The organism is Photobacterium sp. R1 (assembly GCF_054600795.1).
Window position 1 is genome coordinate 39,246 of the sequence record NZ_BAAHZP010000004.1, and the last position, 16,006, is coordinate 55,251.

General features: G+C 47.4%; 11 protein-coding genes. 8 read left to right on the forward strand and 3 right to left on the reverse strand.

Annotated elements, in window-relative coordinates; genetic code table 11:
• Positions 1–94 precede the first annotated feature (94 nt).
• A complete protein-coding gene (gene rraB / locus ACYP03_RS08135) occupies positions 95–475 on the forward strand; it encodes a ribonuclease E inhibitor RraB (protein WP_459779197.1) in 381 nt (126 codons plus the stop codon).
• A 116-nt stretch (positions 476–591) separates the two neighbouring features.
• On the opposite strand, the gene ACYP03_RS08140 is transcribed toward rraB, so the two are convergent.
• Positions 592–1,233, reverse strand: coding sequence for an NUDIX hydrolase (locus tag ACYP03_RS08140; protein WP_459779198.1), 642 nt, complete (start codon positions 1,231–1,233; stop codon positions 592–594).
• Positions 1,234–1,466: 233 nt separating this feature from the next.
• Between ACYP03_RS08140 and prs the strand changes: the two genes are divergently transcribed.
• The 3 genes from prs to ACYP03_RS08155 all read left to right on the forward strand — a co-directional run bounded on the left by prs (position 1,467) and on the right by ACYP03_RS08155 (position 5,210).
• Complete coding sequence (prs, locus tag ACYP03_RS08145) at positions 1,467–2,321, forward strand: ribose-phosphate diphosphokinase (RefSeq protein ID WP_459779199.1); 855 nt, start codon at positions 1,467–1,469, stop codon at positions 2,319–2,321.
• A gap of 10 nt (positions 2,322–2,331) precedes the next feature.
• On the forward strand, positions 2,332–3,927 hold the full coding sequence (locus ACYP03_RS08150) for a nicotinate phosphoribosyltransferase (protein ID WP_459779200.1): 1,596 nt from the start codon (positions 2,332–2,334) through the stop codon (positions 3,925–3,927).
• 227 nt (positions 3,928–4,154) lie between these two features.
• A complete protein-coding gene (locus tag ACYP03_RS08155) occupies positions 4,155–5,210 on the forward strand; it encodes a DUF898 family protein (protein ID WP_459779201.1) in 1,056 nt (351 codons plus the stop codon).
• Positions 5,211–5,300: 90 nt separating this feature from the next.
• Here ACYP03_RS08155 and ACYP03_RS08160 read toward each other — a convergent pair whose 3' ends face one another.
• Positions 5,301–6,206: a bifunctional helix-turn-helix transcriptional regulator/GNAT family N-acetyltransferase gene (locus ACYP03_RS08160; RefSeq protein WP_459779202.1), complete on the reverse strand. Its 906-nt coding sequence runs from the start codon at positions 6,204–6,206 to the stop codon at positions 5,301–5,303.
• A 59-nt stretch (positions 6,207–6,265) separates the two neighbouring features.
• Complete coding sequence (locus ACYP03_RS08165) at positions 6,266–6,676, reverse strand: DUF2061 domain-containing protein (protein WP_248141464.1); 411 nt, start codon at positions 6,674–6,676, stop codon at positions 6,266–6,268.
• A gap of 273 nt (positions 6,677–6,949) precedes the next feature.
• Between ACYP03_RS08165 and ACYP03_RS08170 the strand changes: the two genes are divergently transcribed.
• From ACYP03_RS08170 to ACYP03_RS08185, 4 genes are all read left to right on the forward strand, one after another.
• Positions 6,950–8,098, forward strand: a complete 1,149-nt coding sequence (locus ACYP03_RS08170) for a YjgN family protein (protein ID WP_459779203.1) — start codon at positions 6,950–6,952, stop codon at positions 8,096–8,098.
• Positions 8,095–9,123 carry a M48 family metallopeptidase gene (locus ACYP03_RS08175; protein ID WP_459779204.1) on the forward strand — a complete coding sequence of 343 codons (1,029 nt, stop codon included), beginning with the start codon at positions 8,095–8,097 and terminating at the stop codon, positions 9,121–9,123. The genes ACYP03_RS08170 and ACYP03_RS08175 overlap by 4 nt, the downstream gene beginning before the upstream one ends.
• 313 nt (positions 9,124–9,436) lie before the next feature.
• Positions 9,437–12,487 (forward strand): leucine-rich repeat domain-containing protein, encoded by a 3,051-nt coding sequence (locus ACYP03_RS08180; protein ID WP_459779205.1) that lies wholly within the window; start codon positions 9,437–9,439, stop codon positions 12,485–12,487.
• 503 nt (positions 12,488–12,990) lie between these two features.
• Positions 12,991–15,939 (forward strand): leucine-rich repeat domain-containing protein, encoded by a 2,949-nt coding sequence (locus tag ACYP03_RS08185; protein WP_459779206.1) that lies wholly within the window; start codon positions 12,991–12,993, stop codon positions 15,937–15,939.
• Positions 15,940–16,006 lie beyond the last annotated feature (67 nt).

The following is a 16,006-nucleotide window of genomic DNA, read 5'->3' on the forward strand; positions in this document are numbered from 1 at the left end:
GCGGGGAGAAGATGGAAATTCATGGTGATCCGTGCCATATTGGCGGCCGATTTTGTACATACTCAGGTCGTCAGACCCTACTTGGAGAGACCCTATGTCTTACGCAGAACTGATTGAAGAGCAGAAGGAAGAGACTCGCGAGATTATCGAGTCCCTGCTGGAAGATGGCAGTGATCCGGACGCGCTGTATTCGATTGAGCACCACTTCTCCGCTGATACCTTTGCGCAACTGGAAGGTGCTGCTGCAGAAGCATTTAAAATGGGCTACGAAGTGATGGATGCTGAAGAGCTTGAGCTGGATCCGGAAGACGGCGGCGGTAAAGTAGTCTGTTTTGATGCCGTGATGGAATCTGCACTGGATGCTGAGCTGATCGATGAGCAGGTTCTGAAGCTGGTGGAACTGGCACAGAAATACAACATTGATTACGACGGCTGGGGCACTTATTTCGAGTCGGGTGAAGACGACGAAGAGTGATTCCATCTGTGGCAAAAAAATCCCCCGATTTGTCGGGGGATTTTTTTAGTGCGACCGATCATCATGAAGATCAGGGAGAAAGTCTTTTTCCCGCTTCCAACGGATATCACCTCAGGCTACAGGCTGAGATTTCGCTCAAAATGCACGATATCGACATCCGGTTTTAATTTGTAGAGCTGTGCCAGTCGGCCGCCGGATTTCACTTTCTCATCCAGGGCTTCGAACATCCCTGAGGCCTCAATTCTTCTCACCAGACTCTTGCGCTGGATTGGCTTGGCAATGATCGCTTCAATGGCCGATTTGAGCTGTCCGATGGTGAACTGTTCGGGCAGACAATAGACGGGAATCATCGAATACAGGGCCTTTTGCTGTAAGCGCTCTTTGGCTTTTTCGATGATGTGCTTGTGATCAAATGCGACGGCGAGATCGGGCAGTTCACCCAGATCTACCCACTTGACGTCATCGACGGCGTCGATTTGTGTCGCAGCGTGTTGCGGGGAAATTAAAGCGTAATACACCAGCGTCACGCTGAATCCTCTCGGATCGCGGTTGATCCCGGAAAATGCCTGCAGCTGCTCCAGATATTGTGGTGCAACGCTGGTTTTCTCTTTGATTTTCCTCAGCGCACTCATATCGGTATTGTCGTCTGAGTCGACATCCACAAATCCGCCCGGTAATCCCCACCGTCCCTGAAAAGGGGCGTTCGCCCGTTTCACCAGCAGAACTTTCAGGCTGCCCTGCAAAATTGTAAACAGCACGCTGTCCACCGTGAACAGTGGGTTTTTGTATTGGTTTAAATCGTAATCAAGCGCCATGACAATCTTATTTTGTGTCTTTTCGACACAATAACGAAATCTTGTTAATCAGGCAAATGAAGAGGAGTCATACATAAGGAAATCATATATTGTGTCTTAAGGACATAAAGTTGTTGATTGGTGGGATTTTGTTTGATACCTTATTTGTGTCTTAGGGACATTATTTGTGGAGGGATATGAAAGTCATCAGTTATGAACACGCTGGAAACACAAAAGATGTGGCATATGAAGCCTTTACTTTTTCCGGAGGAGAAGAGCACATCCGTTTCAATCCATCGGATTTCGCTCAAAGCGAAAAAGTACAGGTGATTGCCAGAGTCACGAACTCCTCACAGGTAATGCGTCTGTTGATGGCCGTTGATGCATTAAAAAGACTGTGTATGGAACGGATATCAATTGAATTGCTTATCCCGTATTTCCCGTATGCGCGTCAGGACAGGGTCTGTGTGCCCGGTGAAGCGCTCGGCGCGAAAGTCATGGCATCCCTGATTAACCAGCTCAATCTGAATAAAGTCACCGTGTGGGATGCCCACAGCGAGGTGGTGCCGGCGTTACTGGACAGGGTCGAAAATATCGCCCAGGTCAACCTGATTGAACAGTTTCCGCAACTGCGACAACAGCTGAGCAGCGGCGCACTCACATTGATTTCGCCGGATGCAGGCGCAAGCAAAAAAACGGTCAAAATCGCGGAGCACTTTGGCGGTGAGCCTGAAGTGATTCAAGCGCAAAAAGTCCGTGATCTGAAAACCGGTGAAATCCTTCAAACCCAGGTGCTGGGTGAGGTCAGCGGAAAAGATGTGCTGATCGCCGATGACATCTGTGATGGGGGCAGAACCTTTATTGAACTGGCGAAAGTACTGAAAGCGCAGGGGGCTAAGTCCATTGCTCTCTATGTGACCCACGGCATCTTTTCTCAGGGGCTGGCCGTTTTTGCTGGCCTGATCGACACCATTTACACCACGAATTCTTGCCGTGATAAAGCGGATTTCATTCAGCACAGCGATGTGCAACTGGAAATGATTGAACTGTAAGGAGTACCCCATGACGATTACCGCAGCCAGCATGCAGAAAGATGTTTATAAAGAATTTCACAGCCGTGCTTACCACCCGGATGTCACAGAAGTCTATGCGAACTATACGTCCCGCAGCGGCAAGTTAAGCAACGTGGAAAATAACGACAAAGTGGCCTTTGTCGGCCTGCAATACTTTATCAAAAGTTATCTGCAGGAAGAGTGGCAGGCCTTCTTTGAGGCGGACAAAGAGAGCGCTGTGGCAAACCACAGACGGATTATGAGTGCCATGCTGGGCTATCCTGTGGATGTCAGTTATCTGGAAGCGTTGCACGACCTGGGCTACCTGCCGTTAAGAGTGAAAGCCTTACCGGAAGGCACCCTGGTGCCCTATCAGGTGCCGCCAATCACCATTGTGAACACCAAGCCCGGTTTTGAGTGGCTCACCAATATGATTGAGACCGTTCTCAGCTGTGAAAACTGGCCGATTCAGACCAGTGCCACCACTTCTGTGGCTTACCTGAAAGTCTTTCGGGAATTTGCGGAAAAAACCGGGCTGCCGGCGGAGATCGTGCCATTTCAAGGCCACGATTTTAGCTTTCGCGGTATGTTCGGGAAACACGCGGCGGCGATGAGCGGCTTTGGGCATCTGGCATCGGGCCTGGTGGGAACCGACACCATTCCTGCGGTGCTCTTTGCAGAAAAATACTATGGCGCGAATGTAGACGAAGAGCTGGTGGGTTGCTCGGTCGATGCCACGGAGCACTCGGTTACCTGTTCCTGGATCCTCGAAGGCGAAATTGAGTTTTTCCGTTACCTGATGCGTGAACAGTCACCGACGGGCATTCTCAGCGTGGTTTCAGATACCTGGGACTTCTGGAAGCTGGTCACGGAATATCTGCCTGAACTTAAAGAAGAAATTATGTCTCGCGATGGTACTGTGGTGATCCGCCCGGACTCAGGCGATCCGGTGAAAATTCTGACCGGATATCGTTTATCGCCGGTATCCGAATATAGTGAGCTGGTTCATTCACAACAGGAAGCTGAGCAAGCGGCAATGCGCGAAGGTTTCGAAGCGTATCGCTGGCAGGGTGAATATTATGGGGTTGTTGATGGCGAAACTCTGCCGCTTCAGCCATGTGAAATCAAGGGATTAATTGAGTGCCTGTGGGACACGTTTGGTGGGACTGTCACCGACAAAGGTTACAAGCTGCTGGATGAACATATCGGTGCTATTTATGGGGATGCGATTACGCTGACCCGTCAGCGTCAGATTTTACAACGGCTCATGGAGAAAGGTTTTGCTTCTAAGGTGGTGCTGGGCATTGGCTCATTCAGCTATCAGTATGTCACACGGGATACCCATGGCTCAGCTGTGAAAGCAACCAGCGTGGTCAAAGGTAACCAGCGGGTTGCGATTTTCAAAGAACCAAAAACCGACAGCAAAAAGCGCTCGGCAAAAGGCTTGCTCAAAGTGGACCGTGTTGATGGTGAACTGGTGTGCTTTGACAACGTCTCGGAGGCAGAGGAGCAGCAAGGATTATTACAGGTTGTCTTTGAAGACGGTAAATTGCTCAAAGAGACGACACTCCACGATATCAGGGCGCTGATCAGTACGCAGATTTAACGGACGTTTGATTTAATTTGTGATTGAAAAAAGCTGGCATGACCAGCTTTTTTTCGATGAAGACTCTACGTCAGTGCGATCCTATGTTTGAGCAGGAAATTGAAGCAAGGTTTGATAAAAGAGTTAAAGTCAGTTGAAGTGAATTAAACGAGTTGCACTGAACTTTCAGACCCGATTACCTTGTTGACTTTTTATTATTACAAAATCATCGATAAGGGCTGTAGTTCATGAATCATAAAATAACATGTGACATTGAGCTAAGGAAATTTCTTAAAATTTTATTTAAAGATATACTTTTGACTTTCATATCTTCCGGCGCTTACTGGGTATGGGCAATGCCAAAAATCATGCAATATACCTATTCTCAGACAAAAATCGGTTCATTCAAGTTTGATTATCATGTTACACCATATGATCTATTACAATATGTGCTGGGTCTTGGGGGTGTTCTTTTTGTTTGGTTCGTTGTTGCTGTTCAATCGATTGAGTTGTTTATTATTTCAGCAGTCACATTTATCTTATGCATCCCGCTTTTTTATTATAAGTGTGTACAGATTAGTGTCGGTGGTAAGAGTCTAAATTCTCAGAGGTTTAACTTCTCTGGACCTAAGTCGGGTGCATACTTTCTCTTTTTCCATCCGAAGATAGTTTTCTTTTTGTTTTTGGTGTGTGGGTTCATGTACTCAGGTTTTCAAATTCAAAGAACAAATGAAATTCTCAGCTATGGTCTTTATGGTTGTGCTTTCCTGTCTATGATACTGTTGATTGTCGTTTTTGTGGTGGAAAAAGCACGTTATATTATCAATCACTACGAGTACGGTAATTATTGCCTGAAGACTACAATCTCTGAAAAAGATATCTTTCAATCAGTGCTCAGTGCATTTATATCCGTGAAGTATTTTTTTGTGGCGATTGCCCTGAGTGGGTTTATTTATTGGATGTCTGGCGATGATTTCTGGAAGATGTTGTCATTTGTCTTTGCGTTTGTTTTGATTCTGTCATTTTGTATCTCATATGCAGCAGATTATCGGCGTCGTTATTTTGACAAGATTCGAGTGGATGGAATCGATGATTTTAAATTTGTGTCTACCGCCAGCGGGTGGCATATATTTCTGCATTGCTTTAGTTGTTTATATTCTTTCATCTTTACTTTTGGGCTTGCCATGCCTTGGTTGTTCGCGAGCAGACATAAATTTTACTTTGAACACATTATGATCGTCGGAGAACTGCGACAAATTGAAAGGGAGCGTGTATCCGCAGCCCAGATTGAAACGGTTGGCTGAGAAAAAGATCACTGGAACCAGGCTCACCATCAATGCTGCCGACAGTGGCAGCATTGAATGAAAGAAAAAGTGAATACTCAACCTGCCGGGTCAAAACCACTTCACCATTCGGATTTCACAGGCATCATGGCCGGTACTGCCCATGGGCTCCTGAATATGGTGAAATCCCAAGGACTCGTACAGTGCGATGGCTTCCACAAGATTGGCGGTCGTTTCCAGATAGCAGGCCCGGTAGCCCTGTTCACGGGCAAATCGTAATGCTTTTACTGCGAGTTTACGTGCCAGACCACGTCCGCGGAGCTCCGGCAGGAAGTACATTTTCTGTAACTCGCAGATGTCTTCTGTGCCGGTCAGTGCAGCGATACCGCCGCCGCCCAGCACCCGGTGCTGGTGTTCAATCACCCAGTAGGCATGCCGTGCAGGCTGATAAACTTCACTCATGCTGTCGAGGGTCGGATCCGCCACACCATAACCTTTGTCTGCCGTGAGGCCATATTCCGCAGAGACACGTCGCACCACAGCCGCAATCGCGGCATTATCCAGCGGGGTTAGTGGCCGGATGGTATAGCCATGTTGTCTGCCGGCCATCACCATGGCTTTCTGGTACCGTTGCAGACTTTGACTCAGTTGCTCGATTTCATCCACATCCATTTGAGCCAGAAAGCCATCCACCTGAGCATTCAATCGTTGATGCAGTTCCGCCAGCCGGGCCGCTCCTTCGGGGGTCAGGGTGGCAATCTGACTGCGTTTGTCATCCGGATGCGGGCGGGAGATGACTAGTCCGGCATTACTGAGAACGGCCAGGGTTCGGCTGGCATTTGATTTGTCGACGTTCAGCCGGGTCGCCATGTCATTGACCGTGCAGGGCTGGGTTTCCAGTTCAATCAGGACATGCGCCTGAACCGGTGTCAGCTCCATATTGCCACACTGGCTGTCGAGCATGCCGAGCTGACGGACCAGTTGCCGGGAGAGCTGGCGTAAAGTTTGTGCATCCATCTAGAACGATCCATTTTGTTGTGGTTTGCAACTAAATTTAATTGCGAATCACAACTATGTCAATGAAGGATCGAATGATGTCCGCATTGAAAGCGGAGATTCTCCTGATGTTTTTCTCTGCGCTGCCAGACTGTTTCATGTGCAAGATAAGCCAGTGTATTAATGGCTGGTTCAATCAGTGCCATGATGCCACCGACCATCCAGTTCCCGCTGATCAGGTAAGCAACCGTGAAGGCCACACTGAAATGGACTGCTGCAAAGCTGATGGTTTTATTGGCAGGCTTACCGAAACGTGAGTTTTTCAGCGCAGGCCATTGCCAGACTTTCTCATGAAAGTAAAAAGCCACGGTATTGACCATAGGTTCGATCAGGGCAATCAGGCTACCCAGAATCATGTCGCCGGTCAGCAGATAGGCGACGGTAAACGCGACGGTGAAATGGATGACGGCGAAGCTGATCGTTTTTTTCATACTGTGATCCTCGGTTGATGATCACAGTATGGGATTACCTGTTCAATCAGTAAAAACGTTTAATTCAATATCATCAATCGTTGATACCTATTTTAGATTATTCACCGACATGAATAAGAGCAGGATGTCGCCTTATTAACCGGAGACCGGCAAAACTTTATGCTGCTGATTGCATTGTGCTGCGGTATATTGGCCCGGTGAATTTTGCACATTCTCAGTGCATTTGAAAAACTGATTTTTCTTAATGCTTGCAGATAATTAGGACACATCATAATGAATAATAAGGTTGTATTTCATGGCAAGGGTGGCGAGTTCTTCGGCATCTGGATTGTCAATATTTTGCTCAGTATCGTGACCCTGGGAATCTATTCAGCCTGGGCGAAAGTAAGGACAAAAAAATATTTTCACGGGAACCTGGAGCTGGATGGGGATCGCTTTGATTATCATGCCACTCCGAAGCAGATTCTGATTGGCCGGTTGATTGCTTCAGTCTGCGTTCTGGTTTGGGCGGTAGCCAGTAATTTTATGCCAGTTATCGCTTCGCTTCTGATGCTGGTGTTTGTGGGATTTTCTCCCTTACTGGCCCGTAACAATGCCCGTTTTGATGCCCGGATGACCAGTTACCGCAACGTGCGCTTTAATTTCAACGGATCTCTGAAAGGCGCCTATTGGGCGATGCTGGGCTGCGGCTTGTTCTCGTCGATTCCGCTGGTCATTCTGTTAATTGCTGCCGGGGCTGTGAGGGATACGTCAATTGTTGCCTCGGTTCTGTTTATCATTCTGTCTTTTGCTGCTTATATCTTTATTTTTGCGAATGTAACAGCTTCGATTACCCGTTATTTTGCGAACGGCTATCAGTATGGTGATCGTCAGTTCAGCGCGGAAATCAGTACTGGATTCTTTGTGAAAACGGTCTTGTTTGCTGCTTTGCTGGGAATCGGAATTTTCATCGCGGTGTTTGGTGTGATTGCAATTGTTGCAGGTATGGGCGCGATGGTCTCTGTCAGTTCTGGTCAGATGGACAGTGGATTCGGTCAAATCTTGGGCGCTGTGGGTGGCATGGGCGGTATGGCTGGTATGGTTCTGCTGATGGTACTGGTTTCTGCATTTATTCAGGTTCGGGCCCGGAATTATACCTTTGCTCAAATGAAGGTTGAAGGTGAGCCAGAATATGGCTTTTCTTCTACTCTGACGACTGGTGGATTCCTCTCGTTGACGGTGACTAATTTCCTGGCTCAGGTCTTTTCGCTGGGTCTGGCGCGTCCTTGGGTCATGGTCCGAACCTCACACTACTTTGCTGATCATACATTGGTGATTGGTGACTTGTCGCAGTTGAAGGCGAAGGGTGAGCTGACCGACGATGGCGCAGCGATTGCTGATGAAGTCGCGGCTGCCTTTGATATTGAACTGGGTCTGGGATGATTATCGCGGGCACCTGCCATCCGCCGCTCAGTGCTGAGCGGCTGGCGGCTGAGCTGGAACTGATGCCGGATGGCACACTGACACTGCGATGTGGTGAACATACCGGTGAGTGGTCGGCAGATGCGCTGGTCTTGTCAGCACCGTTGGGCAGACTGCCGGCTCAGATTACATTTCCTGATGGCTGGTTGTTTAAAGCGGCTGAAAACAAAATCCTGGCGGATTGGATTCAGGCGCACACGGGTAAGCAAAGTCAGTGGCTCCATAAGCTGGAACGCCACTGGCTGGCAATTGTGGTCAGTATTGTCTTTCTGATGGCATTGGGGGCAGGCACATACCGTTATGGTATTCCGGCTGCCAGCCATACGATGGCCCGGATGCTGCCCAAGGCGGTTCCTGAGTATATCGGCAAAGCCGTGCTGGAGACGCTGGATGAGTATCTGTTTAAGCCATCACAGCTGGACGAACAGGAACAATGGCAAATCCGGGACAGATTTGCATTGCTTCAGGATAATCTGCCACCGTTGCCCTTTGAGCCGAAGATTGTCTTCCGTTCATGGCAAAAAGGGCCGAATGCCTTTGCACTGAGTGACGGTACCATCGTGGTGACGGATTCTCTGGTGGAACTGGCGACGACTCCGGCTGAGCTGGACAGTGTTCTGCTGCATGAGGTGGGTCATGTGTATCACCAGCATGTGATGGAAGCTGTGGTTCAGTCGACACTGTTATCCGTCTCGGTAGCTCTGCTGACCGGCGAAAGCTCCGGGCTGGCAGATAACCTGACTGGTGCCGGTGTCTTTATTGCCTCTTCCGGCTATTCCCGTGACGCAGAGCGTGAAGCCGATAGTTTTGCGGCTGAGCAGATGATCAAGCAATATGGCACGACCGAGCCGATGGCTGCGATGTTCAGCCGTTTTATGGAATATGACAACGGCAGTGAAATACCTGAATGGCTGCAAAGTCACCCGGATCTGTACCAACGGATCGAGGCGGTGAAAGCGCAGGATCATTCAATGCTATCTGAATAAAATCTCCTCTCGCGATGATTCAGGGCTGTTGGGTCTTAAAAAGGCCCGCAGCCTCCTTTCTGAAATGATTTTATCCCTTACAAAGCGAGTTCATTTAGAAATAAATGCAGTAAATCGCATTAAAAATAGTTGAGCATCAAGCAATAAGTTCAAAATCCCAATGATTCTTTCGTATCGTAAAAATATCGATATGTGACTGCTTGTATAACCATTCATGTTCTGTATATTATGCACAGTGTTTTTTTTGTATGTGCTTTGTTTCTGTTTTTCAGGCGCAGACTTTGGATTCAATCATCTCAGCCAATGGAAAATCATGATGATCTCATTTTCAAAAATCAGACAAGTTTTGATACTCATGTCGCTGATTGCTTTGACTGCCTGTAATAGTGGCGAGGGTCAATCGAAGAAGCAGCCTGCTGCAACTGAATCAACTCAGATACGCGGTCAGATTTTTAAAGGACCTGTTTCGCATGCAAGGGTGAGAGCCTTCGATGAAATTGGAAATTACCTAGGAGAAACCGTTACTGACGATAAAGGTTTCTATCAGCTGTCTCTGAATCCGTCTTATCGGGGAGTGGTCCGGATTGACGCCAAAGGGGGCAATTATGTTGACGAAGCAACTGGCGTGTTGACCCCACTGACAGAAAGTTTGAGTGCACTTAGCGTGCTATCAGAAAATGAAACGGTCATGAATGTGACGCCGCTGACAGAGCTGGCTGTGCGTGCCACTAGGATTGATCGTTCACCAAGAAAGATTGCATGGGCAAACCGCCATATCGCAATCTTAATGGGCCTGGATCTTGATATTGTTCGTGAGACACCGGTTGATCTGCTGGATACAGCACATCGAGGAAAATCTGGTGCTAATGTGGATTACGCGTTAGTGATTGCCGGAATGACCCAAATGGCAGAGACGCAAGGGATCGACTTTGGCAAATTGGTAAATGCCTTCAGGCTGAATGGCAATGGTCAGGTAGAGGATGAGCAGCAATTAACACGATTAAATACAGGAATTAACGCCTTTCTGGATTCAGTGCAGAACAAAGTGATTGTGGATCGGAAGCGGTATTACCGGAATAACCCACCAGTTTTAGAACAATTGGACTGGCAAAATGTATTTGAAGGTTTTGAATTCAGATTTGCACCAAAGGTGAGTGATGACAGAGGGGGATTGACTTACCGATGGCAGCAGACTTTTGGGCCAGAAATTCAGTTTGAGGGGACAAATACAGCGGCAATTACGTTCCGTGCGCCTGTAACTGAGGAAAAAGAGACATTTGAGTTTCAGCTCACGGTCACAGACTCTGGTGGTTTGAGTGTCAGTCAAAAGTATGTTGTCCGTGTTATGCCGACTCCTGTGATCTCCGGGGTTGCTTTCAAAGGACCTATTCAGGGGGCAACCGTTAAAATTACTCAGGTAGACGGTACATTGATTGGGGAAACCACGACAGCATCGGATGGCCGGTATCAAATCAAGAACACCCATGCTTATCAAGGTTTAGTCATTGCAGAAGTTACTGGTGGCACTTATGTCAGCGAAGCGACGGGACAGACTGTATCGTTAGAACAGACCCTGCGTGCGGTCACAAACATGAAAGCTACAAATACGTCGTTGAATATCACCCCTTTTACTGAGCTCGCTTTTCGCCGGGCAAAACATTTAGGGGAAACCCTGGACGTTAGCAAGGTTGAACAAGCTGCACTTGATGTGTCCCGGGCATTTGGCGTATTTGGTCTTGTCAACAATGAACCCCTGAATCTCATGGATCCGTCGAGCAAGATTAACAGTTTCAGCACTGAGTCTGATTATGCGCTATCTCTGGCTGCTGCTATGGTTGCAATGCATAAAAGTTCACAAAGCTTAGCTGAATGGCTGGATCGTGTGTCTGAAGATTTATCTGATAACGGAAAAATTGATGATATTGAGACACTGAATGCTTTGTATAGAGGGGTCTACAGCTTTATTAAATCACCTCAGAATAAAGCCAAAATTACAGAGCATGACAGCATCGTATATCTGAGTTTCTATCGAAGTACACCACCTACAATAGTGTCAATTTCTCCGAGTGATGGTCATGAAAGGGCGCAAATCAATGTGTTTGTACAGGCTCAAGATACGGGGATTGGTGGCATCCGTTTTTATTCTTTAGAGCAGCAAAGTGGGCCGGCAGCCGATTTCAGAGAGAAGCAATTTGAAAGTCCTCTAAAAATAAGATTGCCCGAACTGAATGGAGAGCAAGCAGAAACTCTGACCTTTAAACTCACGGTCAGAGACTGGGATGAACTGACCGCTTCCGCCACATTCTCGATTCAAGTACAGCCTTACCCAGACATTGTTCTGGATAAAATTATCGATCCGCAACTGCGTCAATGCATTGAATCTCACTCTCCGAAAATTCATGATATCGGGGGCTTAAGGAGCCTTCAATGTGGCCCTGATTACGCGGGGATCAGTCAGTTGGACGGCATGGAGCAATTTGTCTATCTGACAAACTTTGAGGTGCTGGCGAAAAACCAGATTAGGGATCTCACACCTTTGGCAGACCTGCCAAACCTGAGCGGCCTTGCAGTTGAGCAAACGGTGATGACGGATCTGACGGCATTCACAGTGCTCAAGAAGCTGGAGGACTTAAGCCTCAAGGACAGCTCTCAGCTGATCGATTTTGATGCGCTGTCGCAACTGACTACATTGAAGTCATTGAACTTTTACGGGACAGGATTGAATGATGGTCACGTGATAAATCAGTTACCGCAATTGTATTCCCTGAATATCGGAAAAACGCAGATTCATGACTTCAGTTTCTTAAAAGAAAATGGCCGAATTCGTTTTCTCGGGGTCTCTGACTTGGGACTTACGCATCTCGACCTGCTTGAGCTGGAACATCAATCCGATTTGTATGGGCTTGATCTTTCGGGCAACCCGTTGACTGATATCACACAACTGGCTGCGTTAACGAAATTGAATCGGTTGAATTTGTCAGGAACGAAAGTTTCAGACTTGTCGCCTCTGGCATCCTTGGATCGGTTTCTGAACCTCAATGTGTCTCATACGAAAGTCTCAGACTTGTCGCCTCTGGCATCCTTCAAGCGCATAAGAAAGGTTGATGTTTCTCATACCGAGGTGACTGATCTGTCGGTGTTCAGGGCATTGAAAGGGGTCAGTGAAATTTCTTTACAAGGGTTTAAGGGCACCGATATCAGTCCGGTGATTGACATGATGAAAGCGCAACCCCCCAGGTATTCGAGAAGGGTTGATCTCACTGGAGCGGTGCAGGTGCCTTGTTCTCAAATGACGGCCTTACAGCAACTGCGTGTCAATATTTTTGTTGAAGTGAAGCCGGGGGAGACCTGCACTGTGAATTAACCGTGTGCTGACCAAACATGACTGAAAAAAGAGGCCATCCGGCCTCTTTTTCATGTCTTGATTTCAACTGAAACCGCTTACAGCGCCGCGATGGTCGATTTTGGATCTTCATGTTTGATCCGGGTTTCTTTGTAATCTGTCAGCTTCTCGCGCTTTTGGGAAACCACAGCTTCCGGGGCTGTTGCGATTTTGAAAGGCCCGCAGCCTCCTTTATGAAATGATTTTATTGCTTACAAAGCGGATTCATCTTCGAAGCATTGCAATAAAGTGTAGTGAAAATAGTTGATAATCAAGCAACAAGTGCAAATTTCCAATGATTCTTTCGTATCGTAAATTTACTTATATGTAATCATTTTCATAAATACTCAGATTCATTATGATGTGCACGATGTTTTTTTATGTGCTTTGTTTTGCTTTCAGGCGCAGACGTTGTATCCAATCATTTCAGTTAATGGAAAATCATGATGATCTCATTTTCAAAAATCAGACAAGCATTGATATTTATGTCTGTGATTGCTCTGACTGCCTGTAATGGCGGTGACGGGCAATCGAAGAAGCAACCTGCTGTAACCGCATCGACTCAGATTCAGGGACAGATTTTTAAAGGGCCAGTCGCGTATGCGACGGTTCAAGCTTTTGATGCAATTGGAAATTACCTTGGGGAAACCGTTACTGATGAGAATGGTTTTTATAAGCTCTCACTGGATATGTCTTATCAGGGTGTGATCCGGATTGCCGCCGTCGGGGGGAATTACATTGACGAAGCAACCGGCGAGTTAACGCCGCTCACTGAAACATTAAGCGCAGTGAAAGCGCTGTCAGAAAGTGAAGCAGTCATGAACGTGACGTTGCTGACTGAGTTGGCTGCGCGTGAGGTCAGTCTGGGGATGTCGGCTGAGAAGGTTGCACGGGCAAACCGCCATATCGCGGAATCAATGGCATTGGATCTTGATATCGTGAGTGAGGCGCCGGTTGATTTGCTGGATGCAGCACATCAGGGAAAATCCGGTGCCAATGTTGACTATGGTTTGGTCATTGCCGGAATGACGAAAATTGCACAGGCCGAAGGTATCGGCTTAGGAAGACTGGTCAACAATTTTCGTCAGGACTTTTCAGACAATGGCAAACTGGATGACCCCCAATTGCTGAATCGTCTGAATCAGGGCATCAATGATTTCCTCGACTCTCCACTGAACCGGGTTGGACTGGAGCGTGGAAAAACATCGAAAGATAAGGTGTTTTACCGGAATACACCACCTGTCATCGAACGGCTGGCACGAACAAGCCTGAGAGAAGGTCAGGAACATCAAATCGCGCCTGAGATTACGGATAATAAAGGTGCATTGAGCTATCAGTGGCAGCAGGTAAAAGGGCCTGAAGTACAAATTCAAGGGGCAGAAACCGCTGCGATTTCGTTCAAGACACCAGCCCCAGAGACAAGTACTGTCATGATGTTCAAATTGACGGTCACAGATTCGGAAGGTTTGGCATCTGAACAGTATTATATTTTTGATGTGATTCCAGCCCCGGTAATTTCAGGGGTGGCTTTTAAAGGCCCGTTAGTGGGTGCAACCGTGACAGTTCTACAGCTTGATGGGACGGTGATCGGAGAAGCGATCACAGCATCTGACGGTAGCTATCGCATCAAGAATCATGATTTTTATGAAGGCGTTGTGATTGCTGAAGTGACGAGCGGCACTTATGTGAGTGAGGCGACAGGTCAGACGGTCACCTTAGTACAGCCTTTGCAGGCCGCAACTTATACGGCGGCTAAAAATACGAAATTGAATATCACTCCGTTGACTGAATTAGCCTTACGCCGGGCAAAAATGCTCGGTGCCATGCTGACAAAAGAGAACGTCCTGCAGGCGAATCAGGATATTGCGTCTGTGTTTGGTCTGCGTAGCAGTCTTGTCCTCTATACGCCAATCAACTTACTGGATCCGTCTGGCATTTTACAGAAAGGCGATAGAACTGAGCATGCTTTGGCGGTTGCAGCCATGATGGTGGCGATGAACACCCATTCGCAGAGCTTAACCGACTGGCTGGAACAGGCGTCCAGAGACTTATCGGATAATGGACGGTTAGACGATGTCAATTTGCTGAAAGCACTGCACCAAGGGCTGCTCGATTTTATCCGCTCACCGTTGAATGTACTTGGCGTTACCCTAGAAGACACAAAGTTGGATGAAGGACTCAGCGGAAGAATTCCACCTGAAATTGTTTCGGTGACGGGAAAGGATGATTTTGAGCGGCAAATGGCCTCGGCGACCGTAAACGTAAAAGACACGACGGGCATGAGCTATTCCTGGTCTCAGGTCGATGGCCCAGACGTGTGGCTACATAATCGGTTGAGTTCTCGCGTATCTTTTGCTCTACCGAATGTTGATGGTAATTTACCAGAAACGATCACATTGGCAGTCACGGTGAAAAACAGAGACGGCTTGAGTCGTTCAGCTCACATCAAAGTTCAGGTCGAGCCTTATCCTGACGTCGAGTTTGATAAAATCATTGATTCACAACTGCGTCGGTGTATTGAGGAACGTTCTCAAAAAGTTCGGGATATCGGGGATTTACTCTGGCTAAAATGTGGTCCGGATTATGCGGGGATCAGCCAGTTAGATGGACTAACGCAATTTATCAATCTGGAGCACATTGAGGTGCTAGCACAAAACCAGATCGCTGATGTGTCGCCACTGGTGCCATTGAAGCACCTGATAAGTTTTGAGCTTCAGCAAACAGTATTCACCGATTTGGCGGTGCTGAAAGATCTGACAAACCTGACTGAACTGTCTTTAATACAGAGTCCATGGCTGACCGATTTTAGTGCACTGCCTCAGCTCACTAAGCTGAGCAGTATTCATTTGAATGACACTGGCCTCACGGACGGTCGTATTTTCCTGCAAATGAAAGCGTTAAATAAGATTGCTCTTGGGAAAACACAAATCACTGATTTTAGCTTTTTGCAGGAAAAGACTGACCTAATTTCACTGGGAGTGACTGACTCAGGACTCACCCAGCTTGAATCGATTGAGCTGGCGTATCAACCCAGGTTGCGTGAGTTGGATATTTCGGGTAATCCGCTGACAGATATCTCCGTACTGTCGACATTAACGCGTCTGCAGCGGGTGAATCTTTCAGGGACGAAAGTCTCAGACTTATCGGCTCTCGCATCCTTGAAGGAATTATTTTCGGTGGATGCTTCGTACACGGAAGTGACCGATTTGTCGGCTTTCAGGTCATTCAAGTCTGTAAGTATTATTTCTTTACAGGGCTTTAAGGGCACAGATATCCGTCCGTTGATTGACTTGAAGAAAACTAACCGCTTTTTGTCACAGGTTGTTTTAAAGGGCGCGGTTCAGGTGCCTTGCTCGCAAATGAGGGCTTTACAGCAACTGAGTGTGGAGATTTTTGTGGATGTGAAGCCAGGCGAAACCTGTACGGCGAACTAATGATGCGTTGGATATCAATATAGGCTTGGTATGAACGCCAGAAAATGCAGATAAAAAAAGAGGCCAT